Source organism: Erythrobacter sp. K21-9 (assembly GCF_055808355.1).
The window spans coordinates 3,091,594-3,116,767 of record NZ_CM147866.1 but is presented as its reverse complement, the minus strand read 5'-3'; the positions used below and the strand labels follow the sequence as shown (position 1 = coordinate 3,116,767).

At 63.0% G+C, this 25,174-nt stretch carries 23 protein-coding genes and 2 pseudogenes; 16 read left to right on the top strand and 9 right to left on the bottom strand.

The genetic code is table 11. The features are described 5' to 3' along the window. From AC0L39_RS16045 to AC0L39_RS16035, 3 genes and pseudogenes are all read left to right on the top strand, one after another. Positions 1–915, top strand: a complete 915-nt coding sequence (locus AC0L39_RS16045; protein WP_473259353.1) for a DUF2059 domain-containing protein — start codon at positions 1–3, stop codon at positions 913–915. Between the two features lie 35 nt (positions 916–950). Continuing rightward, a pseudogene (locus AC0L39_RS16040) lies at positions 951–3,432 on the top strand (ligase-associated DNA damage response DEXH box helicase). 121 nt (positions 3,433–3,553) lie between these two features. Beyond that, a complete protein-coding gene (locus AC0L39_RS16035) occupies positions 3,554–4,111 on the top strand; it encodes a nucleotidyltransferase family protein (RefSeq protein WP_473259351.1) in 558 nt (185 codons plus the stop codon). Between the two features lie 61 nt (positions 4,112–4,172). On the opposite strand, the gene AC0L39_RS16030 is transcribed toward AC0L39_RS16035, so the two are convergent. From AC0L39_RS16030 to AC0L39_RS16010, 5 genes are all read right to left on the bottom strand, one after another. Next, positions 4,173–4,562 carry an ExbD/TolR family protein gene (locus AC0L39_RS16030; protein ID WP_473259349.1) on the bottom strand — a complete coding sequence of 130 codons (390 nt, stop codon included), beginning with the start codon at positions 4,560–4,562 and terminating at the stop codon, positions 4,173–4,175. A gap of 311 nt (positions 4,563–4,873) precedes the next feature. Next, positions 4,874–5,332 carry an ExbD/TolR family protein gene (locus AC0L39_RS16025; protein ID WP_473259347.1) on the bottom strand — a complete coding sequence of 153 codons (459 nt, stop codon included), beginning with the start codon at positions 5,330–5,332 and terminating at the stop codon, positions 4,874–4,876. A gap of 52 nt (positions 5,333–5,384) precedes the next feature. Continuing rightward, positions 5,385–5,912 (bottom strand): ExbD/TolR family protein, encoded by a 528-nt coding sequence (locus tag AC0L39_RS16020; protein ID WP_473259346.1) that lies wholly within the window; start codon positions 5,910–5,912, stop codon positions 5,385–5,387. A 93-nt stretch (positions 5,913–6,005) separates the two neighbouring features. After that, the gene (locus tag AC0L39_RS16015) at positions 6,006–6,797 is read right to left on the bottom strand and encodes a MotA/TolQ/ExbB proton channel family protein (protein ID WP_473259344.1); all 792 of its coding nucleotides are present in this window, start codon (positions 6,795–6,797) and stop codon (positions 6,006–6,008) included. Between the two features lie 72 nt (positions 6,798–6,869). Then, a complete protein-coding gene (locus tag AC0L39_RS16010) occupies positions 6,870–7,517 on the bottom strand; it encodes an energy transducer TonB (protein WP_473259343.1) in 648 nt (215 codons plus the stop codon). Between the two features lie 391 nt (positions 7,518–7,908). Between AC0L39_RS16010 and AC0L39_RS16005 the strand changes: the two genes are divergently transcribed. Beyond that, on the top strand, positions 7,909–8,808 hold the full coding sequence (locus AC0L39_RS16005; protein WP_473259341.1) for a hypothetical protein: 900 nt from the start codon (positions 7,909–7,911) through the stop codon (positions 8,806–8,808). Positions 8,809–8,941: 133 nt separating this feature from the next. Next, the gene (locus AC0L39_RS16000; RefSeq protein ID WP_473262426.1) at positions 8,942–10,249 is read left to right on the top strand and encodes a homoserine dehydrogenase; all 1,308 of its coding nucleotides are present in this window, start codon (positions 8,942–8,944) and stop codon (positions 10,247–10,249) included. Between the two features lie 3 nt (positions 10,250–10,252). Here AC0L39_RS16000 and AC0L39_RS15995 read toward each other — a convergent pair whose 3' ends face one another. Beyond that, the gene (locus AC0L39_RS15995) at positions 10,253–10,879 is read right to left on the bottom strand and encodes a hypothetical protein (RefSeq protein ID WP_473259340.1); all 627 of its coding nucleotides are present in this window, start codon (positions 10,877–10,879) and stop codon (positions 10,253–10,255) included. After that, positions 10,876–11,469, bottom strand: coding sequence for a hypothetical protein (locus tag AC0L39_RS15990; protein ID WP_473259338.1), 594 nt, complete (start codon positions 11,467–11,469; stop codon positions 10,876–10,878). The genes AC0L39_RS15995 and AC0L39_RS15990 overlap by 4 nt, the downstream gene beginning before the upstream one ends. Before the next feature lie 85 nt (positions 11,470–11,554). Between AC0L39_RS15990 and glpX the strand changes: the two genes are divergently transcribed. The 3 genes from glpX (at position 11,555) to AC0L39_RS15975 (ending at position 13,993) form a co-directional block, all read left to right on the top strand. Further along, positions 11,555–12,577: a class II fructose-bisphosphatase gene (gene glpX, locus AC0L39_RS15985; protein ID WP_473259336.1), complete on the top strand. Its 1,023-nt coding sequence runs from the start codon at positions 11,555–11,557 to the stop codon at positions 12,575–12,577. A gap of 50 nt (positions 12,578–12,627) precedes the next feature. Then, positions 12,628–12,966, top strand: coding sequence for a DUF3703 domain-containing protein (locus AC0L39_RS15980; RefSeq protein WP_473259334.1), 339 nt, complete (start codon positions 12,628–12,630; stop codon positions 12,964–12,966). Positions 12,967–13,057: 91 nt separating this feature from the next. Beyond that, on the top strand, positions 13,058–13,993 hold the full coding sequence (locus AC0L39_RS15975) for a ribose-phosphate pyrophosphokinase (RefSeq protein WP_473259332.1): 936 nt from the start codon (positions 13,058–13,060) through the stop codon (positions 13,991–13,993). A gap of 15 nt (positions 13,994–14,008) precedes the next feature. Here the strand turns inward: AC0L39_RS15975 and AC0L39_RS15970 are convergent, their stop codons facing one another. Together AC0L39_RS15970 and AC0L39_RS15965 are read right to left on the bottom strand one after the other, a co-directional pair. Further along, the gene (locus tag AC0L39_RS15970; RefSeq protein ID WP_473259330.1) at positions 14,009–14,965 is read right to left on the bottom strand and encodes a helix-turn-helix domain-containing protein; all 957 of its coding nucleotides are present in this window, start codon (positions 14,963–14,965) and stop codon (positions 14,009–14,011) included. Positions 14,966–15,026: 61 nt separating this feature from the next. Continuing rightward, the gene (locus AC0L39_RS15965; RefSeq protein ID WP_473259329.1) at positions 15,027–16,052 is read right to left on the bottom strand and encodes a helix-turn-helix domain-containing protein; all 1,026 of its coding nucleotides are present in this window, start codon (positions 16,050–16,052) and stop codon (positions 15,027–15,029) included. A 200-nt stretch (positions 16,053–16,252) separates the two neighbouring features. On the opposite strand from AC0L39_RS15965, the gene hisN reads away from it, so the two are divergent. The 8 genes and pseudogenes from hisN (at position 16,253) to AC0L39_RS15925 (ending at position 25,137) form a co-directional block, all read left to right on the top strand. Further along, positions 16,253–17,023: a histidinol-phosphatase gene (gene hisN / locus AC0L39_RS15960; RefSeq protein WP_473259327.1), complete on the top strand. Its 771-nt coding sequence runs from the start codon at positions 16,253–16,255 to the stop codon at positions 17,021–17,023. A gap of 27 nt (positions 17,024–17,050) precedes the next feature. Further along, a complete protein-coding gene (locus AC0L39_RS15955; protein ID WP_473259326.1) occupies positions 17,051–17,983 on the top strand; it encodes an oxidoreductase in 933 nt (310 codons plus the stop codon). 288 nt (positions 17,984–18,271) lie between these two features. Continuing rightward, entirely contained in the window at positions 18,272–18,475 is a 204-nt protein-coding gene (rpmI, locus tag AC0L39_RS15950; RefSeq protein WP_390584178.1) for a 50S ribosomal protein L35, read from the top strand. A 56-nt stretch (positions 18,476–18,531) separates the two neighbouring features. Next, positions 18,532–18,891: a 50S ribosomal protein L20 gene (gene rplT / locus AC0L39_RS15945; protein ID WP_473259324.1), complete on the top strand. Its 360-nt coding sequence runs from the start codon at positions 18,532–18,534 to the stop codon at positions 18,889–18,891. A gap of 189 nt (positions 18,892–19,080) precedes the next feature. Continuing rightward, complete coding sequence (locus AC0L39_RS15940) at positions 19,081–19,956, top strand: helix-turn-helix domain-containing protein (protein WP_473259322.1); 876 nt, start codon at positions 19,081–19,083, stop codon at positions 19,954–19,956. 112 nt (positions 19,957–20,068) lie between these two features. Further along, positions 20,069–21,187, top strand: a pseudogene (gene pheS / locus AC0L39_RS15935) (phenylalanine--tRNA ligase subunit alpha). Continuing rightward, positions 21,184–23,583: a phenylalanine--tRNA ligase subunit beta gene (pheT, locus tag AC0L39_RS15930; RefSeq protein WP_473259321.1), complete on the top strand. Its 2,400-nt coding sequence runs from the start codon at positions 21,184–21,186 to the stop codon at positions 23,581–23,583. Before pheS ends, pheT begins: the two are co-directional and overlap by 4 nt. Positions 23,584–23,604: 21 nt before the next feature. After that, positions 23,605–25,137 (top strand): peptide chain release factor 3, encoded by a 1,533-nt coding sequence (locus AC0L39_RS15925; protein ID WP_473259319.1) that lies wholly within the window; start codon positions 23,605–23,607, stop codon positions 25,135–25,137. Positions 25,138–25,174: the final 37 nt, after the last annotated feature.

The window sequence follows — 25,174 nt, the reverse complement described above, 5'->3', positions numbered from 1 at the left end:
ATGAAGATAGTATTCAAAGCTGCCTTGCCTTTCCTGCCCGCTTTGGCGCTCGGGACCGCAGCGCCGCTGGCCGCGCAGGAGGATGTCGACCTTGCGGAACAGGGCGAAGTCGGGGACGCGGAGGTCTTCGAATTCCTGAGCGAGGAAGAAGAGGCGATGAAGGAATTTGAGCGCGAGATGGAGGAAAGCTTCGCGCTGCTCGGCGAGATTTTCAAGGTCGATCCGCTGACGCCAGAACAGGAGGCGCGGCTGCCGCTCGCGCAGGACATGGTCGATACGATCATGCCGGTGGGCACGTTCGGCGTGGTCATGAAGGACACGATGGAGCCGATGATGGGTGCGATCATGGGCGCATTTGCCGAGGATCCGCGCATCAGGCTCGGCGCGGTGACCGGCGTCAAAGCGGACGAACTCGGCAGCCTCGATGATACGCAGGCGCAGGAAGCGCTCGACATTTTCGACCCGGAATTTTCCGCTCGCACCGACAAGATGAGCGACCTGATCGTCGACATGATCGGCCAGCTTTTTGCCGCGATGGAGCCGGCCTACCGCGATGCCTATGCGCGCGCATTGACTACCAAGTTCGATGCAGCGGAAATGACGCAGCTGCTTGCCTTCTTCGGCGAACCTGTCGGAGCGAAATTCGCGCGGCAAAGCTTCCTTGTCCAATACGATCCGCAGATGATGGGCGTGATGGAGCAGATGGGCCCTGCCATGGTTGAGGTGATGCCCGGCATGATGGAAGGTGTTGCAAGTCTCGAGGAGCAATTTGACGAAGCGCGCAGTTTCTCCGACCTGAGCGCCGCCGAACGCGAGCGCGCCGCGCGCCTGATCGGCAAGTCCGAGAACGAGCTTGAGGCACTGCAGCCGCCCGAAGAGGAAGAGGCCGCTGAAAGCGAAGAAGGCGTGATCTGACGGAACGCCCTCCCGCTGCCGCGAGTTGACGCGGTATGACCTCTTCCACCAGCCCGGCCATACCGCCTGAAATCCAGAGCTGGTTCGATGCGCGCGGGTGGCGCATTCGCCGCCACCAGCTGGATATGCTCGCCAAATCGCGCGAAGGCAGGCACGCGCTGCTCGTTGCCGATACCGGTGCGGGCAAGACGCTGGCCGGATTCCTGCCGACCCTGTGCGATTTCGCACCCTCTGCCGGGACCGATCCGCATGACGGGCTGCACACGCTGTATGTCTCGCCATTGAAGGCGCTTGCCCACGATGTGAAGCGCAACCTGCTGACCCCGATCGAGGAGATCGGGCTGCCGATCACGGTCGAGACGCGCAGCGGCGATACCTCGTCGGACCGCAAGAAACGCCAGCGCGAGAAACCGCCGCACGTACTGCTCACGACGCCCGAAAGCCTCTCGCTGCTGCTGTCCTATCCGGAGAGCCTCGACCTGTTTTCCGGGCTCAACCGGGTGGTGATCGACGAGGTGCACGCCTTCGCGACCGGCAAGCGCGGAGACTTGCTCGCCGTCGCGCTGGGGCGGCTGCAACGCATTGCGCCGGGCCTCCAGCGGGCCGCGCTGTCCGCGACGCTCGCCAATCCGCTGAGCTTTCAGGAGTGGCTTGCCCCGCAACCCGTGGACGGCACCGGCGAAATCAACGCGGCTCGACCTTGTGCTGGGCGAAAAGGGCGCGGAACCGGAGGTCGAGATCCTGCTTCCCATCGAGGAGCGCGTCCCGTGGGGCGGCCATGCCGGGCGCTGGGCCGTCGGGCAATTGTACGAAGCGATCAAGGCGAATCGCACGACGCTGGTCTTCACCAATACCCGCTTCCTCGCGGAGTTCATCTTCCAGTGCCTGTGGGAGGAGAACGAGGATCACCTGCCCATCGGCGCGCATCACGGCAGCCTGTCGAAGGAGGCGCGGCGCAAGGTCGAGGATGCGATGGCGCGGGGCGAATTGCGCGCGCTGGTCGCCACCGCCAGCCTCGACCTCGGTGTGGATTGGGGCGATATCGATCTTGTCGTGCAGATGGGCGCGCCCAAGGGCTCTTCGCGACTGTTGCAAAGGATCGGGCGCGCGGGCCACCGGCTCGACACGCGCAGCCGCGCCATACTTGTGCCCGGCAACCGGTTCGAATTCCTCGAAGCGATGGCGGCCAAGGATGCGGTCGATGAGGGCCAGCGCGATGGCGAGGACTTTCGCGCGGGCGGGCTCGATGTGCTCGCGCAGCACGTCATGGCCTGCGCCTGCGCCGCGCCGTTTCACGAGGACGACCTGCTGGCCGAAATCCGCTCCGCGCTGGCCTATGCGTGGGTCGATGACAAAGCATTCCAGCGTGTGCTCGGCTTCGTCGAGAATGGCGGCTATGCGCTGCGGGCCTACGACAAGTTCAAGCGGATCGTGCGCGCAAAGGACGGCGTGTGGCGGCTCGCGCATCCCAACCAGGCCCAGCGCCACCGGATGAATGCCGGGATCATCGTCGATTCCGAAATGCTCACCGTGCGCTTCAAGAATGGCCGCCAGCTTGGCAAGGTCGAGGAGCGCTTTGCCGCGCAGCTATCGACCGGCGACACGTTCTTCTTCTCGGGAATGAGCCTCGAGGTGGAGAGCGTGAAGGACATGGACGTGATCGTGCGCGCGGCCAAGACATCCGCGACGATCCCGAGCTATGGTGGGCTGCGCCTACCGCTTACCACGCATCTGGCGGGCCGCGTGCAGGAGATGCTCGATGACCGCGCGGGCTGGGGCCGCTTTCCCGACGATGTGCGCGAGTGGCTGGAAGTGCAGGATTACCGCAGCCGCTTGCCAGCGCCGGGCGAATTGCTGGTCGAAAGCTTCCCCAATGGCGGCAAGCACTACACCGTTTACTACACGTTCGAGGGGTGGAACGCGAACCAGAGCCTCGGCATGCTCATCACCCGGCGGATGGAGGATCGCGGGCTGATGCCGGGCGGGTTCGTCGCCAATGATTACACGTTGGCGGTATGGGGGCTGAAGCCGGTCGACGATCCGAAGCCGCTGCTCTCCCCCGATATCCTGACGCACGAATTCACCGACTGGGTGACGGAATCGCACCTGCTGCGCCGCGCCTTTCGCGAGGTTGCCGTGATCAGCGGACTGGTGGAGCGCCAGCATCCAGGCAAGCGCAAGACCGGCAAGCAGGTGACCTTCTCGACCGACCTCATTTACGACGTGCTCAAGAAATACGAGCCCGACCACGTGCTGCTTGAGGCGGCCTGGGCCGATGCCCGCGCGCGGATGACCGATGTCGGGAGGCTCGCCGATTTACTCGAACGTTCGCAGCACGAATTGGTCCATGTCGAGCTGGAGCGTGTCTCACCGCTGGCTGTGCCGGTGATGACCATGATCGACCGCGAGGCGGTACCGCAGGGCGCGGTCGATGACGAGTTGCTGATAGAAGCGGAAACGCTGGTGGGAGAGGCGATGCGGATCGGGCCGGAGGAGGGGGTTGAGTTGGAGGATTGAGACAGCGCATGCTTCGTCGGATGTCTGTCTCCGGTTTTCACCAAACTCGTATCACCGCAGCCCACCGATCGTCACCGGAAGGCCCGTTTCAAATACTTTGATCTCTCGCTAGCGTCAGTCCATGTCAGATAAATCGCGCTTGATTGCCATCCTGCGAGCCGACCCCCTTCGTTGGCACTTGTTGGGTTTGGTCTCCGATTTGGCTCTTGCAGACTGCTGGATCGCCGCAGGTTTCATAAGAAATGCTGTGTGGGATGCGCTGCATCGCCGGTCGCCTGCACCGCCATGCGGCGATGTAGACGTAATCTGGTTCGACTCTGCCTCTTGCGACGAGGCTGGCGACCGAGCGATAGAAGAAGCCCTACATGCAAAGGCATCTTCGATCGATTGGTCGGTCAAGAATCAGGCGCGAATGCACTTGCGCAATGGCGATCTGCCCTACCGGTCTGCAACCGACGCCATGCGATATTGGCCAGAGACGGCAACTGCGGTGGCAGCGAGACGTATTGGCCCTGACCGCTGCGAAATCGCCAGTCCTCTCGGCTTGGATGATTTCTTTAAGCTCATTCTCCGTCCAACACATGGATTTTCCACCGGGAAACGCTCCATCTTCGAGAAACCAATCCGGTCGAAAGCTTGGATGAAATCGTGGCCGCTGCTGACGAGAGCCGACGATTAGAATTGCAAGCCTGGTAGCGCGTGTCTTGATGCTCAATCTGGCTATCGACTGCCAACAGACTTCAATTGCCGAAATCCCGATGCCGCGCATTGCCGACGAAGGCGAAACTTTCCGCGCCTGCTTCCTTGATGAGCGCAATGGTGCGGGCGGCGCGATCGTAACTGGCGAGGGCGTCGGGCTCGAAGCGCAGGAGCGGTTGGCGCTCCAGTGCGCTTGCGGCGGTCACCTGCGCGCGGAGTTGGTCGGGCGTGAGTGCTTCGCCATTCCATAGCAATTGGTCGCTGGCCGTGATGAAGACGGTGTTTTCCTCCTTGATGGCGAAGGGCACCTCTGGCGGGTCGCCCGGCAGATCAACGGTCGTTTCGTGCGTCTTGATCGGCACGGCGAGGATAATCATGATGAGCAGGACAAGCAGAACGTCGATGAACGGCGTGACATTCATCTCGCCCATGGGCCGCTTTGCGCGGGGTTTTGCACTTCGGGGGCTGTTGGAAAAGCGGCTGCGGTGGGCAGTTGGGGCAATCGGCATGGATATCTCCTCATACAGCGAGCCGGCACCGAACCGGTTCGCGCCAGTCTAAAGAAGATAGTATATCATAACCAATAGGTTGCCTAACGCGTACCTGTATGGCGCTTGCAACCTACCCCGTCAGAGCACGGGGCATGGGTGTGCGGCGCCTTGGGACGGGAGGGCGGCAACAAAAAAGGGGCCGCCCTAAACGGGCAGCCCCTCTTTCAATTCTTGCTGTGCGGGACCAGCTCTTATTGCTGTCCGCCGGATCCGGGGCCACCGGTCCCGAAGGTGCGGTACTTCTCGTTGCCGACAAAGCCGAACTTGGTCACGCCCGAAACCTTGATGATCTGCAGAACCTTGGCCGACAGGTCGTAGCTTGCCAGCGCCTCGGGTTCGAATTGCAGCTCGGGCTCGACTGCCATCGCGGTCGAATCGCGCAGCAGCGTCACCAGCGTGCCTTGGGTGATTGTCTCGCCGTTCCAGAGGATCTGGTCGGTGGAAGTCAGCACCAACTTGTTCTTCACCGGATCGATGAGAGGCGGCGGCGTGTTCGAATTGTCCTGCGGCAAATCGATATCGACCGAGTGCGTTGCCACGGGGATCGTGATGATGAACATGATGAGCAGCACGAGCAAAACGTCGATAAGCGGCGTCATGTTCATGTCGAGCATCGGCTCGCCGTCTAGCTGGCCTCCTGCCATACCCATGATTGTTACTCCTTACTGTCCGGTCTGCGCTGAGGCGGGACCGGATGCACTATTAGATACCGGGTTCGACCGGGTTCGAGATGAAGCCCACGGTCGGATAACCGGCTGCCTGCACGTTGTAGATCGCACCGGCAACGCAGCGCCACGGCGCCTGGGTGTCACCGCGGATGTGAACCTGCGGGATACGCTCGGGATCTTCCATGATCGCTTCGGGTCCGCCGGCTGCCTGCACGATGTTGTCGAGGCGCGTGAACGCCCGGTCGTACAGTTCCTCGGAAGTCACCGGAGTGATGTTGTTGAAATAGACCCGGCATTCACCGCTGCGCGAAGCGCCTTCGAAACCCGGCTCGCCGGCGCTGCGGCCGGACGTGTCGGTGGTGCTGACCGTGAGCAGGAGGTTTTCGACCTTGTTCTTCGATTCAACCGATTCAAACACCGGAATCTCGAGCTTCTCGATTGTTTGGATCGCGACCGGGACCGCGATCAGGAAGATGATCAGAAGCACGAGCATCACGTCCACCAGCGGCGTGGTGTTGATGTCGGACATCGGGGTCTCCCCGCCTCCCATCGAAATCGCCATTGCCTAATTCCTATCCCTTGTAAATTTCAGTCGTCGTGTGGGGTGAGGCGGGAGGCGAGGCTGTCCGCGCCTCCCGCCGAGATCACCCGGTTATTACGACTTGGTAGGCGGGGTGCGGACGCCGCCCGAAGTCGTTGCCGGCTTCGCAGCAGGCTTCGGCTTGCCAGCGGCACCGGTAGCAATGGCAGGCTTGATCGTGCCGTTCGAACCGATGTACGCGACGATGTCGTTCGAGAAATCGGTCATCAGGGCGTTGATGCGGCGGTTGCGCGACTGCAGCCAGTTGAACGCAAGCACGGCAGGCACAGCAACGAGCAGGCCGATAGCGGTCATAATGAGCGCTTCGCCAACCGGACCTGCAACCTTGTCGATCGAAGCCGAACCCTCGATGCCGATGTTGATCAGGGCGCGGTAAATACCGATCACCGTTCCGAGCAGACCGATGAACGGTGCGGTTGCACCGACCGATGCGAGGAATGAGAGGCCGCCCGAAAGCGACTGGTTGATGGTGTCCTGCGAGTGCGCGAGTTCTTCTTCGACGAAGTGAATCTCGTTGCCGGCACCTTCCATCTTGCCGTGGTGCTCCTGAGCGGTGACCGCGTCATCGGCGAGCTGGCGCCATGCGCTGTTCTTTTCGAGCTTGGTTGCGCCTTCCTTCAGCGTAGGAGCGCGCCAGTAGGAGCTTTTCACAGCCTTGTACTGCTTCATCACCTTGTTCTGTTCGAACAGCTTGGTGAACAGGATGTAGAATGATCCGACCGACATGATGACCATGACGCCAAGGATCGACCAGGCGACGGGGCCGCCTTCTTCCATTGCTTTCCAGAAGCCGAATTCGTTGACCGGCGCTTCAGTGGCAGCAGCCGTAAGAGTATAAAGGTTCATTGCGAGTAGTCCTCTTGAAAATATCGTTTCAGTGCATGTGCCCTATCCTCCAGGGCACACCCGAAATGTTTATCAGTTCAAACGATAGGTGATCCGCGTTGCGTAGTTCCCCGTGGTCGGATTGCCGGCAGCGTTCAGTGCCGGGTTGAACCGGGCATATCGTTCCATCCCGCGGCACGCCGCATCGTCGAGAATGCTCGAACCGCTCGATGCGGTGACAGAGCAATTCGTGGCGCGCCCTTCGGCGGTGACGGTAACGCGAACGCCGACCGTGCCTTCGATTTCTTCACGCAATGCACGCGAGGGATAGTTTTCCTGAATGCGGGCCGCCCAGCGGCGTTCGCCGCGCGTGGTGGCGCCGCGTGCCTGTGACGGCGGAGGCGGCGGTGCAGGCGGTGCGACCGGTGCAGGCGGCGGGATAACCAGCGCCGGCGGAGCGGGCGGCGGTATCGTAGGCTGCGTCTGGATCGGCGGCGGAGCCGGCGCGATATTGATCGGAGGCGGCGGTGCCACAGGCGGCGGCGGCGCAACTTCTTGCGGCTGCTCGGGCGGTGGTTCATCCGGCTCTTCAGGGGGCGGGGGCTCCTCAATGTCGACCGTGGTAACGCGCTCAACGACCTCTTTAACGGCCGAAATGGCCAGGCCGGAGATGAGCAGGTACCCGATCAGCACATGGATCACCGCCACGATGACTATGGAAACAACCTTGTTCCCACTCATTTGTTGGTCAGCGTAGGCCATCCAGTCGCTTTCTCTCCATCACTCAGGCCGGCGGACATACCGGCGCAATTCTCGCGTCAGGTCCGAATCAGATGCTTTCCGAATCGGACCGCCCAGACGCGAATCCCAGAATATTAAACCTCACCGGAGGGTCGCTGGTTCCCAAATCAATGGCCAGTCTCCGCCCTGCGAGACACCGACATATACCATATGTACGGTGCATTTGCCCGCCCGGTCGATGTCCCCAATTGCCGTGCGAGCCGGGATGGCTTTAACGGTCAACCCCTAGGCAATCAAACGCTTTATCGGTTCAGGGGCGATTCACTGCGCTTCCTTTCGGGTGGGCAAGTGTGCGAATAATGCCGCTCCGATGGCGCAGGATTTCTGGACGATGACGATCATTAACCAAATTTTAAAGATCAATTTCAGTGGCCTATGTGGCCTTGCGGCGGCAGGCGTGCTGGCGGCGGCAGTTCCGTTGCCAGCGACAGCGCAGGATTTGCCCGCAGAGCCTGCGACTGCGGCTGAGCGTGCGACCTATGCCGACCTCGTCGATCTCGCTGAACGCAGCGACCTCGTTATCCGGGCCCAGATTCGCCGCCAGAGCGAGGTGAGCGCCGAACGCGCGCCCGGTTTGCAGCCGGGATTCGCACGTCTTTATATAGAGGCCGACACGCTCGCGCTGATCGCTGCCGACACGGCGATCGGCGAGTCGCTCGTCTATCTCGTCGACGTGCCGCGCGATGCCAAAGGCAGGCCGCCCAAGCTCAGGAAGAAGCAGGTTATCCTGTTTGCCGACACGGTTCCGAGCCGCCCGGCAACGCCGCGAGGACGCGAAATCCGGCTGACAGGCGAGAACGCACAGCTCGATTATTCACCCGCATTCGAAGCGCGCCTGCGGCTGATCCTCGCGTCACTCGCGCAGGGTGATGTGCCTCCGCAGGTAGAAGGCGTGGCCGATGCGCTGGGTGTTCAGGGCACGTTAGCGGGCGAATCCGAGACGCAGATTTTCCTGCGCACCCGAGATCGCTCTCCCGTTTCGCTGACCGTGCTGCGCCGTCCGGGCCAGACCCCGGTGTGGGGGGTGTCATGGGGCGAGATCATCGATTCGGCCGCGCGCTCTCCGGAGCGCGAGACGCTGCGCTGGTACCGGCTCGCTTGTTCGCTCCCGCGTGAATTGCCGAGCAGTGCCAATCTCGCGCGCGACCCTGCCGCACGCCGGCTGGCCGCCGCCGATTACGCTTTCGTGATCGAGCAGCTGGGGACATGCGACCGCGCGATCACGGGCTAGGCGGCGCTGCCAGCGCCTGCTCCGCCGCGCCGCTCCGGCTTGACGAGGCCGCCGCTTGGTTTAATCGCCGCCTATTGCATTGCAGCATTGGAGCGCTTTTTTGTCTGATCCCACCCCCTCGTCCGATCCCGATATGGCCTCGCCGCTTCGCATCGCCATTGCCGGTCTCGGCACGGTCGGGGCAGGGGTGATCCGCCTGCTCGGCACCAATCACGACCTGATCGCCGCGCGTGCTGGACGCGCCATCGAAGTGGTTGCCGTGAGCGCGCGCGACCGCACGCTCGATCGCGGTGTCGATATCTCGAGCTATGCGTGGGAGGACGACATGAGCGCGCTTGCCTCCCGCCATGATGTGGACGTCATGGTGGAGCTGGTCGGAGGATCGGACGGCCCCGCGCTCGCCGCCTCGCGCGCCGCGCTGAAAGCGGGCAAGGGATTGGTGACCGCCAACAAGGCGATGATCGCGCATCACGGCCTCGACCTTGCCGAGCTTGCCGAGGCGGCGAACGTCCCGCTCAAGTTCGAAGCCGCCGTGGCGGGCGGCATTCCGGTGGTCAAGGGCCTGCGTGAAGGCACCTCGGCCAACGCGCTTACCAATGTCTATGGCATCCTCAACGGCACCTGCAATTACATCCTGTCCGAGATGGAAGAGACCGGCGCGGACTTTGCCGAAACCCTCGCCGAAGCGCAGAAGCTGGGATATGCTGAAGCCGATCCGACCTTCGATATCGAAGGCATCGATGCGGCGCACAAACTCGCCATCCTTGCCGCGATCGGTTTCGGCGCGCGGGTCGATTTCGGTGCCGTGCGCACCACCGGCATCGTGCAGGTCCGTGCCGCCGATATCGCGCAGGCCGATGCGTTGGGCTTCGTTATTCGCCTGATTGCGCAAGCCGACGTGGAAGGCGAAGGCAGCGATGCCCGCCTGCTCCAGCGCGTGCGTCCTTGCCTTGTTGCAAAGGATCACCCGCTCGCCCCGGTCGATGGCCCGACCAATGCGGTCGTCGCCGAGGGCAATTTCTCGGGCCGCCTCCTGTTCCAGGGCGCGGGCGCAGGTGACGGGCCGACCGCGAGCGCGGTGGTCGCGGACCTGATCGATATCTGCCGCAGCGAGATCAGCGCGCCGTTCTCGATGCCGGTCGCGCAGCTTTCTCAACTGCCGCCTGCCGAGCCCGGCCACCGGATGGAGCGCACCTATATCCGCTTCACCGTCAATGACCGCCCCGGCGTGCTCGCCGAGATCACCGCCGCGATGCGAGATGCCGATGTTTCGATCGAAAGCCTGATCCAGCAAGGCCGCGCGAACAATGGCGAGGAAGTCCTGGTCGCGATGGTCACGCATGAGGGTCCGGAGCGGTGCGTGCACAAGGCGCTCGACCTGCTCGATGGGTCCGACAGCCTGACCGGCGAGCCGCTGGTCATGCCGATCCTTCCGAACTGAGCCTTAGTCCGAGCCCGAAGCCGCTTGCGGCTCCGGGTCGGCGAGCGCCCCATCGAGCCCCAGCTCGCGGCGGCGCTCGGCAATTTCCTCAGGCGTCAGCTCCTGCCCAAGCGGCGGCAATCCGCGCGCGATCCGGTCCGCATCGGAGCCTGGTTCGGCTTCGGGCAGCGCCTCCACATCGATAAGCAGGGCCGGGTCCTTGGGGCATGGAGGGATGAAGCACAGCCCGCTGATCGTGGCAGGCCCGCGAAAAATGCCTGCGCCTGCGACATCGGGCGCACGGATCTCGCCCGCAAAGGCGGTTTCCTCGGCATAACGCCGCTGCGCACTGTCGCGGTCGCCGCTGTAATAATAGGCCGGGTCTTCCCCGATCTGTCTGCACACGATGATCTCGCCGGTGACAGTGGCGGCGTCGATCTCTTCTTCGCACTCCCGAATTTCTGCCTCGCTAGGCGGCAGGGCTCCGGGTGCGGGCGCTAGAATGTCGATGCGCACCGGCTCATCTTCGCCATCGGGCACGGGCGGATCGTCCTGCGGCTGCGCAGCCAAAGCGACGGGAGCAGCGACCAGCATTGCCAGCCATGTCGCGGGCGAAACGCCAACCACGAGAAGGCGCCGCGCTCGCATCATTCAGGTGCGCTTGCCGAAGGCGGCGCTTCCAGCCCGAGCTTGCGGCGGCGCTCGGCGATTTCCTCGGGCGTTGCCTCGGGGCTGCTTCCCAGCGGCGGGAGCCCGCGCGCAATCCGGTCGGCATCCGACCCGGCGGGAGCCTGCGGCAGCGCCTCGACATCGATCAGCAGGGCAGGCGGCGGGACCGATCCGAACCCGATCGGATTGCCGTGATTGGCGATGCCGAAGGTATTGGGCGTGCTGCGGCCCTTGGTCCGCTCGGCATAGCCGCGCTCCCACTCCGCCTTGTTCCATGAGCCATCGGTCGCTTCGCCCAGTTGGCGACAAACCACGATCTCATTGGCGATGCGGGCGGCATCGGCCTCTTCCTCGCAATCCTCTTCCAGCAATTGGTCCGATTCCTCGCGCGGGACGGTGACCGACAGGTCGAGCCGCTGGGGTAGGGCTTCGGCTTCGGCCTCGTCTTCGGGTGCAGCTTGAGTCGCTGCATCGTCACTTTGCGCGGCTAGCGCGCTCGACATACCTACGGCGGCGGCAAGGATTATGGGCTGGGCGCAAAAGCGCAAAACGGGGCCAGCATTGCTCGACAAGCCCGTCTCCTTCGGCTTAAGCGATTAGAGCGATACACTGCACGTGTGGCTGCGCGATTGAAAGAGCACAGGGACTGAATTTCTCATGAACACCCCCGACAAGACCGACGTCCTCGCCGACAAGCAAACCTCGACCGGAAGCGCGCTCGACCGCGTGCTGGTGCTGGAGATGGTGCGTGTGACCGAAGCGGCTGCGGTCGCCGCAGCGCAGCTGGTCGGGCGCGGCGATGAAAAGGCCGCCGACGCCGCTGCTGTCGAGGCCATGCGGCGCGCATTCGACGACCTCTACATGGATGGCACAGTGGTGATTGGCGAAGGCGAGCGCGACGAAGCGCCGATGCTCTATATCGGCGAGAAGGTCGGCGGCGCGCCGGGCAGAGGCCCGAAGATCGATATCGCGCTCGACCCGCTCGAAGGCACGACCATCACCGCCAAGGCCGGGCCCAATGCGCTCGCCGTGCTGGCGGCGGCGGAAGAAGGCAACCTGCTCAACGCGCCCGATGTTTACATGGACAAGCTGGCGGTTGGGGCCGGCTATCCCGAAGGCGTGATCGACCTTGCCAAAAGCCCAACCGAGAACGTCAAAGCCGTGGCCAAGGCCAAGGGCGTCGAGCCGGGAGAGATCATCGTCTGCGCGCTAGACCGACCGCGTCATGCCGAGCTTATTGCCGAGCTGCGTTCGCTCGGTTGCGGCGTGGTGCTGATCGGAGACGGCGATGTCGCAGGCGTGATCGCGGTGACCGATGAGGACACCACGATCGACATGTATATGGGGCAAGGCGGCGCGCCCGAAGGCGTGCTCGCGGCAGCGGCACTGCGCTGTGTTGGCGGACAGTTCAACGGGCGGCTGGTGTTCCGCAATGACGACGAGAAAGCCCGCGCGAAGAAGTGGGGCATCGAAGATCTGAACCGCATCTACAAGCTCGAAGACCTCGCCAAGGGCGATTGCATCTTTGCGGCAACCGGCGTCACCGAAGGCTCGCTGCTCGACGGGGTAAAACGCCGCCGCAAGCACACCGGCGAGACAATCATGACAACCGACAGCGTGGTCATGCGCGCCTCGTCGGGGACCGTCAGGTGGGTGAAGGGTGAGCACCGGATCGGCTAAGGTTGCAATTTGCAACTCGATTGGTATTCTTCCGACAGGAGGATGACCTCATGAATACGCTCAACGACTTCGTAAATCGCGAAATCGAGTTTGCAAGATCGGCGCCAGATGCGCGCCGGGAGTTTGCCTATCTCGAGCGCGCGCATATCCTCAGCCAATATTCGACGCGCGACCATGTCCGAGTGCATCTACTCATGTTCAAATGGGCGTGGCGCAACGCCGATTGGCGCGAAATGGCGGGGCAGGTGCTCCGCATCGTCGGAGCGGCGACGAAAACCGCGATCGGCTGGATCCCGGTTGGCAATACCGGCGGTGCCAACGTCAGTCCGATCAAGCCCATGGCACTGCCCGAGGACCTTGCCACAATAATCGAGCGTCATCGCCGCTGATCTGCGGGCAAAACTCGCGCGCCCTCTGTTGCGTTTCCATGACGCTCGGCTAGGCGTTGAGGGTCACTTTTCACGCGGGGATCTGCTCACCATGAAGATCATGTCCGGCAATTCGAACCTGCCGCTGGCGCGCGCCATTGCAGGTTATCTCGAAATGCCCCTCACCGATGCGAGCGTCCGGCGCTTCGCCGATGAGGAAGTGTTCGTCGAAATCCATGAGAATGTGCGCGGCGAGGACGTGTTCATCGTCCAGTCGACCAGCTTCCCGGCCAACGACAATCTGATGGAACTGCTGATCGGAATCGATGCTTTGCGCCGGGCCTCGGCGCGGCGGATTACCGCGGTCATCCCCTATTTCGGCTATGCCCGGCAAGACCGTAAACCGGGACCGCGGACGCCGATCTCCGCCAAGCTCGTCGCCAATCTCGTTACCGAAGCGGGTGCAGACAAGGTGCTGGCTGTGGATCTGCACGCAGGCCAGATCCAGGGCTTCTTCGATATTCCGACCGACAACCTCTATGCCGCGCCGGTCATGGCAGCGGATATCCAGGCGCGCTACGGCGACCAGGACCTGATGGTCGTCTCACCCGATGTCGGCGGCGTGGTTCGCGCGCGGGCCCTCGCCAAGCGGCTCGACAACGCCCCGCTCGCCATCGTCGACAAGCGCCGCGACCGGCCCGGCGAAAGCGAGGTCATGAACATCATCGGCGAGGTCGAGGGGCGCCACTGCATCCTGATCGACGACATCGTCGATTCCGGCGGAACGCTGTGCAACGCCGCCGACGCGCTGCTTGAAAACGGGGCGAAATCGGTCGCCGCCTACATCACCCACGGCGCGCTGTCGGGCGGAGCGGTGGCGCGGATCGACGGGTCCAAGCTCAAGGAGCTGGTCATTTCGGATTCCATCCGCCCGACCGAAGCCGCCGAAAAGTCCGACCGCATCCGCATCATGACCATCGCTCCGCTGGTGGGCGAGGCCATCCGCCGGATCGCCGACGAAAGCAGCGTGAGCTCGCTGTTCGACTGACCTGCGAGCGCCGATTCACGCAGCGAGCAGCGGCCTGCGCATCCACGGCCGCACCGCGCCCGGCTTGATCCGGTGGAGCAATTCCAGCCGCCGCGACTGCCTGATCTCGAGGCTCAAGGTAAGCAGCGCTGACCGTGTGCGTTTGAACTCCCTCGGGGTCATCCCGAAAAAGGCCTGAAATTCGCGGATCTGGTGCGCCTGGTCGAAGAAGCGCAGCATGATATCTTCCTCTTCCTCGTCCGCCACCCCGCAGATCCGGGCAGCCAGGTCGAGGATCCGCGCGCGGCGCATGATTTGCTTGGGCTGGAGGCCGAAATCGCGCTTCGCCGTCCGCTCGACAGTGCGCAGCGACACGCCGTGCTCATCGGCGAACTCCTGCAGCAGGCGGTTCGGTTCGGCGAATGCCTGCAGCTCGATGGCCTGCGACAGCTTGCTGGGCGGCGCGATGCGATTGCGCGTGATGTATTCGGCCAGCCAGCGCTCGATCCGGGTAAGCCATTCATCAGGCTCCATCCCGGCTTCGTACAGGCCGGTCAGATCTCGGTCGGGAATTCCGCCCCGCTCCACCGAAACAATGCGGTCGAGCAGGTCGGAATCGCCCAGCCCGAACAGCGCCTGCATGGCGCCGGGTCTGAGCATGAGGCCTGCAACCCTGATACCGCCCAGATAAGCCAGCGGCATCGCCCGGCTGTGCTGGCCGCAAAGGATAGTCTCGTCGCGAATATCGAGCGGGCCGTCCGCAGTCTCGGCCACCCAGTCCACCCCGACAGCGCACCGCAGATAAGCCGCGTCGTTGCAGAGATGCCCGGTGAGCCTGACCGGCTCGGCCTGCGTTGCGGAGGCAACCATCGACCGGGCGACCCACGGTTCGATCCGCGGGTCGGGATCGCGATTGAACGATAGCGGCGCACCCTCATCGGTCGTTCCGGTCTCCGGCAGGAGCGAACTTTCTGCCGCTTTGTCAAAATCCATTGGTGCAACCTGATTGTTTTTATCTAGTTGGGAAGTTTAGTGGACCCGCTCGATGAAGTTGTCACGTTTTTCCGTTGGCCCACGCCGGATTGCGCCAGGGCGGCGGCGTGTCCGGGTCCTTCCGGCCCAGCACTTCCAGCCTGCGCGCCTGCCGCGCCTCCAGCGTGATCGTCATGAAGGGCTGGGGGGTGGTCGCGAACTGGCGCGGCGTCATGCCGAAAAATGCGCGAAACTCGCGGATCATGTGGCTCTGGTCGAAAAACTTGAGCGCGGCTTCCTCGGCTTCGCGGTCGTCGGCTACTCCGCGCAGATGCGCCGCAATATCGAGCGCGCGGGCACGGCGCAGCACCTGCGTTGCGGTCTGTCCGTATGCCCGCTTGATCAGGCGTTCCATCCGCCGCCGCTCGATCGCGTGCTCCTCGGCGAATTCGGCGATGTTCATGTTTGGATCGTGAAACGCCGCCTTGTCGAACTTCTCGATCAGCGGGTCGGGCTTTGTCCTGCCAGTGCGATCGATCAGGTTTTCGATAAGCTTTTCGCCTACACGCATCCAGCGTTCGGGCGGGCCGGAAGGGTCGAACCATTCGACCAATTGCTTGCTCGATCCCCATTCCCTGTCGCCATAGATGTGGTCGTAGAGGATGATCCGGTCGAGCGTATCGCCCACTTCAGGCCCCTTGAGCGCTTGCATGGCCCCGGGTTTGAGCCACACGCCCACGGTCGAGAAGCACCCCGTCACGCTTGCTGGCATGCGGTGGGTCTGGGGGCCAAACAACAGCGCGCTCTGGCCATAGCGCCCAACGCCGTCGCGGGTTTCGGCGGTCCAGTCGCCGCTGAAGAGCGCGCGCAGCACCGGGACATCGGAAAACAGGCCGCAATTGATCTGGTTGCCGGGATCCTGATCGACCTGCGTCACATAGACTCGCGCCACCCACGGGGAGAGGCTTTCGACGGGCGCGCGGTTCGCCGAAAGCGGCTCACCCGAGCGTGAATAGCCAAGGGCAGAGCGCAGTTCCGGGTTCGCACCGCTGAAATCCTGTTCAGCTTGCGGCGCAGTATTCGTTGATGTCGCCCCCGATGAAGCCATAAACCGGTCGTGCTTTCCTTTTGCCTTGGATGCGACCCCACTGCGAAAGAAATCCGGCTCCTTTCAGGCCGCCTAGGTGTAAAGGTCTAGGACAGAACCGACAAACACCGGCCTTAACATTTGCGATAAGCGTTTGACGTTGCCGCGATCCGGATGCTTAGGCGCGGAGCGTTCACCGACCGCAAGGACATCAATCCGTCATGACTTCTGCCGACCTCGACCTTGCCAATGCGCTTGCCGATGCCGCGGGCGCCGCCATTCGCCCGCTGTTTCGGGGGGCGTGGAGCGAAGAGCGCAAGCAGGATCGCACCTTCGTAACCGAGGCTGACCGCGCCGCCGAGGCCGCGATGCGCGCCCTGATCGAGGACCGGATGCCCGCCGACGGGATCATCGGGGAGGAATACGGCGCTCGCAACGAAGGCGCCGACCGCCAATGGGTGCTCGATCCCATCGATGGCACGACCAGCTTCATCGCCGGCCGCCCGATTTTCGGCACGCTGATCGCGTTGATGCAGGATGGCTGGCCGGTGCTCGGCGTCATCGACCAGCCGATTGCGGGCGAACGCTGGGTTGGCCGGATCGGCGAGAGCACGACCTTCAATGGCAAGCTGGCGCAAGTGCGCGCGTGCAAGGATTTTTCGGACGCCGTGCTTGGCACCACCACGCCGCACCAGTTCTCCGGCGACGATGTCGATGCCTTCATGGGCGTCGCCAAATCGGTGGCGGAGCGCAAGATCATCTATGGCGGCGATTGCTACAATTACGGCCTCATCGCGAGCGGCCATGTCGATATCGTCGTGGAGGCCGGATTGCAGCTCTACGATTATGCCGCGCTGGTCCCCGTGGTAGAGGGCGCAGGCGGCATGATGAGCGACTGGCAGGGCAACCCGCTCGATGCAGGCAGCGACGGGCGCGTAATAGCTCTCGGGGACCCGGCACGGCTCGAAGACGTTCTTGAAGCGATGGGGTGAGCCCCGCTGCAACAAGAGGACATTTTCATGCCGCATATGAGCACCAGCGGAATTGCCGATTGGACGCCTGAACACTTGCCCGACCTGTCGGAAAAGCTGTTCCTGATAACCGGCGGCAATTCGGGCATCGGGTTCGAGGCCGCAAAAATCCTGGCGAGCAAGAACGCCGATGTCGTGATCGCTGCGCGCAATGAGGCCAAGGGCAAGCAGGCGCTCGCCAAGATCGTCAACGCGGGTGCGGGGCGCTGCCAACTGCTCTCGCTCGACCTCGCCGACATGCAATCGATCCGCGCTGCTGCCGCCGAGGCGAAGCAGCGCTTTGGAGCGATCTACGGGCTGATCAACAATGCGGGCGTGATGCAGACACCGAAGCAGAAGACCTCAGACGGCTTTGAAATGCAGCTCGGCACCAACCATCTCGGCCATTTCCTCTGGAATGCGCTGATGCTGGATCAGGTCGATGGGCGCGGCGGGCGCATTGTGACCGTCTCCAGCATCGCCCACAAATTTGGCCGGATCGATTTCGACAACCTCATGATGGAGCGCGGATACGATCCGACCCGGTCCTACACGCGCTCAAAGCTGGCAAACCTGCTGTATGCGATGGAGCTGCACCGGCGGCTGGAGGCGGCGGATTCGCGCATCAAGTCAGTCGCCTGCCATCCCGGATATTCGAACACCGAGCTGCAATTCAGCGGGCCGACCGGCCTGTTCAAGGCGGTCTACAAGGTCACCAATGCGATCGTCGCGCAGCCGGCGGAGCTGGGTGCCTATCCGACCGCACTCGCAGCTGGCGATCCGCGGGCGGAGAGCGGCGGCTATTACGGTCCCACCGGCTTCTTCGACGCGCGCGGCCCCGTGGGCGATGCCGATGTCGAGCAGCGCGCTTTGGACGAAGGTGTGGCCAGGCGATTGTGGCAGGTGAGCGAGGAGCTGGTGGGCGAAAGCTTCGCCATGTGAATTCGCTTTCCTACTCGGCGGCAATCGGACACTTTGCGCGCCATGTCCGCCGCTTCACCGATAGATCCAAACGCCAAATTTGAAACGGGCGTGCGGGAGGGATGTTATTCTCCCCAGGACACTGTCTCATGTGTCTCATGGGAGGGGGCCGCAAAACGTGCGAGATCGCTTGCATCCGCCCGCAAAACCGCTATGTGCGCGTGCTTCAACGACACAGATTTCGAGTCCGGCCTGGCGACAAGGGCTGCCAGGGCTGGTCCAATGTGTCTCTGATCAAAGGAGATAGAAATGCCCAAGCTTAAGACCAAGAGCGGTGTGAAGAAACGCTTCAAGATCACTGCAACCGGCAAGGTCAAGCACGGCGTCGCTGGCAAGCGTCACCGCCTGACCCACCACAATGCGAAGTATATCCGCCAGAATCGCGGCACGAAGGTCCTCTCGGACGCCGACACCGCGACGATCAAGAAATGGGCGCCCTACGGGCTCGATTGACCTGAACGGCTAACGCCGAGGCTCGGCACCCTGAACGAAACGAAGGATATACTACCATGCCACGCATCAAACGCGGCGTTACCACGCGCCAGAAGCACAAGCGCCTACTCGAACAAGCCAAGGGCTATCGCGGTCGGCGCAAGAACACCATTCGCGTCGCGCGCCAGGCCGTCGAAAAGGCCGGCCAGTACGCCTACCGCGATCGCCGGATCAAGAAGCGCAACTTCCGCGCCCTGTGGATCCAGCGCATCAACGCCGCTGTCCGCGCCGAAGGCCTGACCTATTCGCAGTTCATGCACGGCGTGAAGCTTGCCGGGATCGAGCTCGACCGCAAGGTCATGGCCGACCTCGCCATGAACGAAGAAGCAGCGTTCAAGTCGATCATCGCTCAGGCGAAAGACGCGCTGCCTGCATAACCCGGACTGCCGAATTGGCGGCACGGGAATTGAGATTACCAAACAAGGGGGTAGCGCGATCGCGGCTGCCCCCTTTTTGGTGCGTGCCAGATTGACGCGGCACTTGTAAGAATCTGCCAAATCCCTTGTATAAACACGCCATGTGTTGCACAGCTACGTGCAATGGTCGCAAGAAACGCAAACGGCGGTTTGAAAAGTGCGGATTACAAGGTTCGCAGCCACTTCTACACGCCGCCAAGCCAGTTCGATGGCTGCTTCACGACCTTCTACCACCTCTCGCTGCAAGTGGCCGATGGCGGGCTTGTAGAGGATTACCTCCAGCCCGAATGGAGCAATATCCGCTTCTTCGCAGGGGGGCGGCCCGAGGCTTACATGAACGGGTCGGCGGTGAAGGGTGCACGCTTTTCTGCGACCGGCCCGAGCTCGCTGCCCTGCCACTTCAAGCTTGGCAGTTCCGAGATGTGGGGCATCGGGTTCCTCCCGCTCGGCTGGGCGCGGTTCATTGATGCCGATGCGCACGGTCTCGCCAACACGCTGTGGGACGGCTCGAAGCACCCCGCCTTTGCCAAGTTCGATACCATGTCGGAAACGCTGTGCGATCTCGAAGCTACGCGCGAAGAACAGGCCGCTGCGATTGCCGAGACGATGGGCCAGCTGATGCGTCCCAGCCGCGACGAGCCCAAGATCCTGCGGGTTCACACAGCGCTGGTTGATGGCTCGTACCTGGCGGTCAAGGAACTCGCCGAGGCATGCGGCATGAGCATTCGCACGCTAGAGCGGGTGTGCCGCCGATATTTCGGCTTTACCCCCAAGCGCCTGATGCGCCGCCAGCGCTTCACCCGCAGCCTTGCAAGCTTCATGCTGCACCAAGAAAGCCGCTGGACCGAGGCGATGGACGCGGATTACCACGACCAGGCGCAGTTCACCCGCGAGTTCCACGAATTCATGACCATGAACCCCAGCGAATATGCCGCGCTCGACCATCCCATCCTGTCTTCCTTCATGGAAGCCCGGGCGAGGATATGGGGCAGCGCTGCGCAGGCACTCGACCGTCCCAAGGGCTAGGCTGCGCCGCATCGCAGCCGGAGCGGCGAAAAATGAAGCCACAAAGGCAATGCCTCTTTGCCTTGTCGGCCATTTCTCGCTAGCGGACGCGCTCACTTGATTGAGCCAGACCATGACCGATTTGACACCACAAAAGAAGCCGGCCTCGCCGCGATTGCCGATGCCGGGTCGCTGGAAGCGCTTGACGAGCAGCGCGTCGCGGCGCTGGGCAAGAAAGGCTGGGTGAGCCTTGCCCTGAAAACGCTCGGGCAAATGAGCCCTGAAGAGCGGCAGGAAACAGCGCCCGCAATCCAGGCGGTGCGCGCCGAAATCGCGGCTGCAATCGAAGCGAAGAAAGAACAGCTGGAAGCCGCCGAACTCGAAGCCCAGCTGGCCAGCGAAACGCTCGACCTGACGCTGCCTGCGCCAGCCACGCCTAAGGGGTCGGTCCACCCCGTCAGCCAGGTGATGGACGAGCTTGCTGAGATCTTCGCCGATCTTGGTTTCGAAGTCGCCACCGGACCCGAGATCGAGGATGACTGGCACAACTTCACCGCGCTGAACATGGACGAATCGCACCCTGCGCGCGCGATGCACGACACGTTCTACTTTCCGGACAAAACCAGTGATGGAGGCGAGATCCTTCTCCGGACGCACACGTCGCCGGTGCAAATCCGCACGATGAAAGCGGTCGCCGAGAAGACACCCGGCGGCGCGCCGATCAGGCTCATCGCGCCCGTACCGCGTCTATCGCTCCGACAGCGATGCGACCCACACGCCGATGTTCCATCAGGTCGAAGGCCTGGTCATCGACAGCGACATTCACCTTGGTCACCTCAAGTGGACGCTGGAGACCTTTCTCAAAGCGTTTTTCGAGCGCGACGATATCGTGCTGCGCCTGCGCCCGTCCTACTTCCCCTTCACCGAGCCGAGCGTCGAGGTCGATGTCGGCTATTCCAATGAAGGGGGCCGCCGCGTGGTTGGCGGATCGGGCGACGATGCGGGCCATGACTGGATGGAGCTGCTCGGCAGCGGCATGGTCAATCCGCGCGTTCTGGAAATGGGCGGATTTGATCCCGACAAATGGCAGGGCTTTGCCTGGGGGCTCGGCGTCGACCGGCTTGCGATGCTCAAATACGGCATGAACGATCTGCGCGCGTTCTTCGATGGCGATCCGCGCTGGCTCGCGCATTACGGGTTTGCTGCGGTCGACCAGCCGACGCTTTCCGCCGGAGTGGGAGCGGGCGCATGAAATTCTCCACCACATGGCTCAAAGACCACCTCGAAACCGATGCGACCCTTCAGGACATCCTCGACACGCTGAACGCGATCGGGCTTGAGGTCGAAGGCGTCGAGGATCCAGCCGAGCGACTGGCAGGCTTCACTGTCGCCAAGGTGCTGACCGCCGAAAAGCATCCCGATGCCGACAAGCTGCAAGTGCTCACCGTCGACACGGGAGCGGGCGATCCGCTGCAAGTCGTGTGCGGTGCGCCCAATGCGCGCGCCGGGATGAAAGGCGTGCTCGGCCAGCCCGGCGCAGTCGTCCCGTCGAACGGCATGGAATTGCGCAAGAGCGCGATCCGCGGCGTCGAGAGCAACGGCATGATGTGTTCTGTGCGCGAGCTCGAACTGGGCGAAGAGCATGACGGCATCATTGAATTGCCCGAGGATGCGCCGGTCGGGCACAGCTTTGCCGATTATCACGGCTCTTCTCCGATTATCGACGTCGCGATCACGCCCAACCGGCCCGATTGCATGGGTGTTTACGGGATCGCGCGCGACCTTGCAGCAGCGGGACTTGGCACGCTCAAGCCGATCGCGTTTCCGGAGTTCGAAGCCTCGGGCGCGTGCCCGGTCGAAATCCGCACCGACGATCCCGAAGGGTGCCCGGCGTTCTATGGCCGTGTTATCAAGGGTGTGAAAAACGGCCCGTCGCCCGATTGGCTCGCGCAGCGATTGAAGAGCGCAGGTCAGCGCCCGATCTCGCTGCTGGTCGACCTCACCAATTACCTGATGCTCAGCTTTGGCCGTCCGGCGCACGCCTATGATCTCGCCAAGCTGCACGGCGCAGTCGTTGCGCGGCGCGCGAAGCCCGGCGAGCAGGTACTGGCGCTGAACGAAAAGACCTACACGCTCGACGAGAGCATGGTCGTAATTGCCGACGACAAGGAAGTTCACGATATCGCAGGCATCATGGGCGGCGAGAATTCGGGCGTGTCCGATGACACGAGCGACCTGCTGCTCGAAATCGCTTACTTCGAGCCCGCGCGTATTGGTGTGACCGGGCGCAGGCTCGGCCTTGCCTCGGATGCGCGCACGCGGTTCGAGCGCGGTGTCGATCCGGCGTTTCTGCAAGACGGTCTCGACCTGCTCACCGGGTTGATTGTCGAATTGGCGGGCGGTCAGGCGAGCGAGGCAGTGCAGGCCGGTTCGCCGCCAAAAGACCCCAAGGTGCTGGCATTCGATACCGCTCGCACCGCCCGGCTGGGCGGCGTGGAAGTGCCGGCGGACGAGCAGCGGCGCATCCTCGAAAGCCTCGATTTCCAAGTTAGCGATGACTGGCAGGTGACATGTCCGCTGCGCCGCCACGATATCGAAGGGCCAGCCGACCTTGTCGAAGAAGTCGTGCGCATTCATGGGCTGGATAAGGTCGAGAGCGTCGCCCTGCCGCGCGCTGACGGCGTCGCTCGCCCGACCGCTTCGCCCGAACAGGTGCTCGAACGCAAACTGCGCCGCGCGGCTGCCGCGAGCGGCCTCGACGAAGCGATCACATGGTCGTTCCTTCCTGAAGACGAGGCCGCGCACTTCACCGCGACCGACGATCTCTGGAAGCTTGCCAACCCGATCAGCGAGGACATGAAGGTCATGCGCCCCTCGCTTATTCCCGGCCTGCTGACCTCGGCCAAGCGTGCCGCGACGCGCGGCAGCGCCTCGACCCGGTTGTTCGAGATTGGGCGGCGGTATTTCCGCGGGCCGGGCGGCCTCAGCGATGAGCGCGCGACCCTGGGCGTGGTACTTGCGGGCGAGAAAGCAGCGCGCGGCTGGGCGAGCGGCAAGGCTGCGATGTTCGATGCCTTCGATGCCAAGGCGGTTGCCATGCAAATGCTCGAAGCGGTCGGCGCGCCAGTGGGCAATCTGATGGTCATGGGAGAGGCTGGTCCGCAGTTCCATCCCGGCCAGTCGGCCACGCTGCGGCTCGGCCCGAAAAAGGTGCTTGCGCGCTTCGGCATGCTGCACCCGGCAACGCTCAAGGCGTTTGATGTCGATGGCCAGGTCGCTGCGATCGAGATATTCCTCGACGCGATACCGCAAAAGAAAGCCGCCAAGGGCCCCAAGAGCTTCGCTCGGCCAAGCTTCGAGCCGCCTGCATTGCAATCGGTGACACGCGATTTCGCGTTTCTCGTGCCCGAGACGCTTGCCGCCGCCGATCTGGTGCGCGCGGTGAAGGGCGCGGACAAGGCCAACATTACCGATGCGCGCGTGTTTGACGTGTTCGCGGGCCAAGGCGTGCCCGAAGGCAAGAAATCGGTGGCGGTCGAGGTTACACTCCAGCCGCACGAAAAGACCTACAAGGACGCCGATCTCAAGGCGATCTCCGACGCAATCGTTGCGGGCGCGGCCAAGCAGGGAGCGGAGCTGCGCGGGTAATGCCGCGCAGCCGATCCACCTATGTCCAATCGCCGCACCTTTGCGATCATCTCGCACCCCGACGCGGGTAAAACGACGCTCACCGAAAAGCTGCTGCTGCAAGGCGGCGCGATCCACCTTGCGGGCGAAGTGAAGGCGCGCGGGCAGGCACGGCGCGCGCGCTCGGACTGGATGAAGATCGAGCAGCAACGCGGCATCTCGGTCACGTCCAGCGTGATGACGTTCGAGAAGGAATATGACGGTGAGACGATCACCTTCAACCTGCTCGACACGCCGGGGCACGAGGACTTTTCCGAAGATACATACCGCACGCTGACGGCTGTCGATTCCGCGATCATGGTGATTGATGCCGCCAAGGGGATCGAGCCGCAGACCCGCAAGCTGTTCGAGGTGTGCCGGCTGCGCAATGTCCCGATCATCACTTTCGTGAACAAGGTCGACCGCGAAGGGCGTGATCCGTTCGAAACGCTCGACGAGGTCGCCGACATGCTGGCGCTGGACGTGTCGCCCCAGATGTGGCCGATCGGGATGGGCGGACAGTTCGAGGGCCTGCTCGATTTCGCAAGCGGCACGGTAAGCCGCCCCGAAGGCCCGTCGAAGGAATTCCTCGGTAAGCGCGACAGCGATCCCGAAATTCCCGAGGAATGGGCCGAGGAAGCCGAACTTGCGCAGGTTGGCTATCCCGAGTTCGACCTCGAAGCCTATCGCAGTGGCGACCTCACGCCTGTTTACTTCGGATCGGCGCTCAAGAATTTCGGCGTTACCGAGCTGATCGACGCCATTGCCAAATACGCCCCGCCGCCGCGTCCGCAGCCTGCTGGCGAAGACCAGATCGCGCCCGGCTATGACGAGGTGACCGGCTTCATCTTCAAGGTGCAGGCGAACATGGACCCGAACCACCGCGACCGCATCGCGTTCATGCGGCAGGTTTCGGGCACGTTCAAACGCGGCATGAAGCTGACGCCATCGGGTCTTGGCAAACCGATCGCGATCCATTCGCCGATCCTGTTTTTCGCGCAGGACCGCGAGATTGCCGACACCGCCGAGGCGGGCGACATTATCGGCATTCCCAATCACGGCACCCTGCGCGTGGGAGATACGCTTTCGGAAAAGGACACGGTGCGCTTCACCGGTCTGCCCAACTTTGCGCCTGAAATCCTGCGGCGAGTGCAACTGAAAGACCCGACCAAGACCAAGCAGTTGCGCAAGGCGCTCGACGACCTTTCCGAAGAAGGCGTGATTCAGGTGTTCTATCCCGAGATCGGCGCGCAACACATTGTCGGCGTGGTCGGCCAGCTCCAGCTCGACGTGCTTATTTCGCGCCTGTCAGCGGAGTACAAGGTCGAGGCGGCTCTCGAAGACTCGCCATTCGCCACCGCGCGCTGGCTCAAGGGCGAGCAAAAGGCGCTCGACGAATTCGAGAGCTTCAACCGCGCCAATCTCGCGCGCGACCGTGACGGCGATCTCGTCTTCATGGCCAAAAGCCCGTGGGACGTGAACTACCAGGTCGAAAAGAACCCCGAGCTCACCTTCTCGGCCACGAAGGAACGCTAGGCTTGCCGAGCGCGCTGCATCGCGGCATGTGAGCGGA

What these genes read in the sequence shown, in the direction of transcription:
- AC0L39_RS16030 (WP_473259349.1), bottom strand. Translation starts at nt 4,562, where the DNA reads ATGGGCGAGATGAATGTCACGCCGTTCATCGACGTTCTGCTTGTCCTG.
- AC0L39_RS15965 (WP_473259329.1), bottom strand. Translation starts at nt 16,052, where the DNA reads ATGGCTTCATCGGGGGCGACATCAACGAATACTGCGCCGCAAGCTGAA.
- hisN (WP_473259327.1), top strand. Translation starts at nt 16,253, where the DNA reads ATGACTTCTGCCGACCTCGACCTTGCCAATGCGCTTGCCGATGCCGCG.
- AC0L39_RS15980 (WP_473259334.1), top strand. Translation starts at nt 12,628, where the DNA reads ATGAATACGCTCAACGACTTCGTAAATCGCGAAATCGAGTTTGCAAGA.
- AC0L39_RS16020 (WP_473259346.1), bottom strand. Translation starts at nt 5,912, where the DNA reads ATGGCGATTTCGATGGGAGGCGGGGAGACCCCGATGTCCGACATCAAC.
- AC0L39_RS15995 (WP_473259340.1), bottom strand. Translation starts at nt 10,879, where the DNA reads ATGATGCGAGCGCGGCGCCTTCTCGTGGTTGGCGTTTCGCCCGCGACA.
- AC0L39_RS16025 (WP_473259347.1), bottom strand. Translation starts at nt 5,332, where the DNA reads ATGGGTATGGCAGGAGGCCAGCTAGACGGCGAGCCGATGCTCGACATG.
- AC0L39_RS16045 (WP_473259353.1), top strand. Translation starts at nt 1, where the DNA reads ATGAAGATAGTATTCAAAGCTGCCTTGCCTTTCCTGCCCGCTTTGGCG.
- AC0L39_RS16015 (WP_473259344.1), bottom strand. Translation starts at nt 6,797, where the DNA reads ATGAACCTTTATACTCTTACGGCTGCTGCCACTGAAGCGCCGGTCAAC.
- rpmI (WP_390584178.1), top strand. Translation starts at nt 18,272, where the DNA reads ATGCCCAAGCTTAAGACCAAGAGCGGTGTGAAGAAACGCTTCAAGATC.
- AC0L39_RS16000 (WP_473262426.1), top strand. Translation starts at nt 8,942, where the DNA reads ATGGCCTCGCCGCTTCGCATCGCCATTGCCGGTCTCGGCACGGTCGGG.
- AC0L39_RS15955 (WP_473259326.1), top strand. Translation starts at nt 17,051, where the DNA reads ATGCCGCATATGAGCACCAGCGGAATTGCCGATTGGACGCCTGAACAC.
- AC0L39_RS16005 (WP_473259341.1), top strand. Translation starts at nt 7,909, where the DNA reads ATGACGATCATTAACCAAATTTTAAAGATCAATTTCAGTGGCCTATGT.
- AC0L39_RS15925 (WP_473259319.1), top strand. Translation starts at nt 23,605, where the DNA reads ATGTCCAATCGCCGCACCTTTGCGATCATCTCGCACCCCGACGCGGGT.
- AC0L39_RS15975 (WP_473259332.1), top strand. Translation starts at nt 13,058, where the DNA reads ATGAAGATCATGTCCGGCAATTCGAACCTGCCGCTGGCGCGCGCCATT.
- AC0L39_RS15970 (WP_473259330.1), bottom strand. Translation starts at nt 14,965, where the DNA reads ATGGATTTTGACAAAGCGGCAGAAAGTTCGCTCCTGCCGGAGACCGGA.
- AC0L39_RS16010 (WP_473259343.1), bottom strand. Translation starts at nt 7,517, where the DNA reads ATGAGTGGGAACAAGGTTGTTTCCATAGTCATCGTGGCGGTGATCCAT.
- glpX (WP_473259336.1), top strand. Translation starts at nt 11,555, where the DNA reads ATGAACACCCCCGACAAGACCGACGTCCTCGCCGACAAGCAAACCTCG.
- AC0L39_RS16035 (WP_473259351.1), top strand. Translation starts at nt 3,554, where the DNA reads ATGTCAGATAAATCGCGCTTGATTGCCATCCTGCGAGCCGACCCCCTT.
- pheT (WP_473259321.1), top strand. Translation starts at nt 21,184, where the DNA reads ATGAAATTCTCCACCACATGGCTCAAAGACCACCTCGAAACCGATGCG.
- rplT (WP_473259324.1), top strand. Translation starts at nt 18,532, where the DNA reads ATGCCACGCATCAAACGCGGCGTTACCACGCGCCAGAAGCACAAGCGC.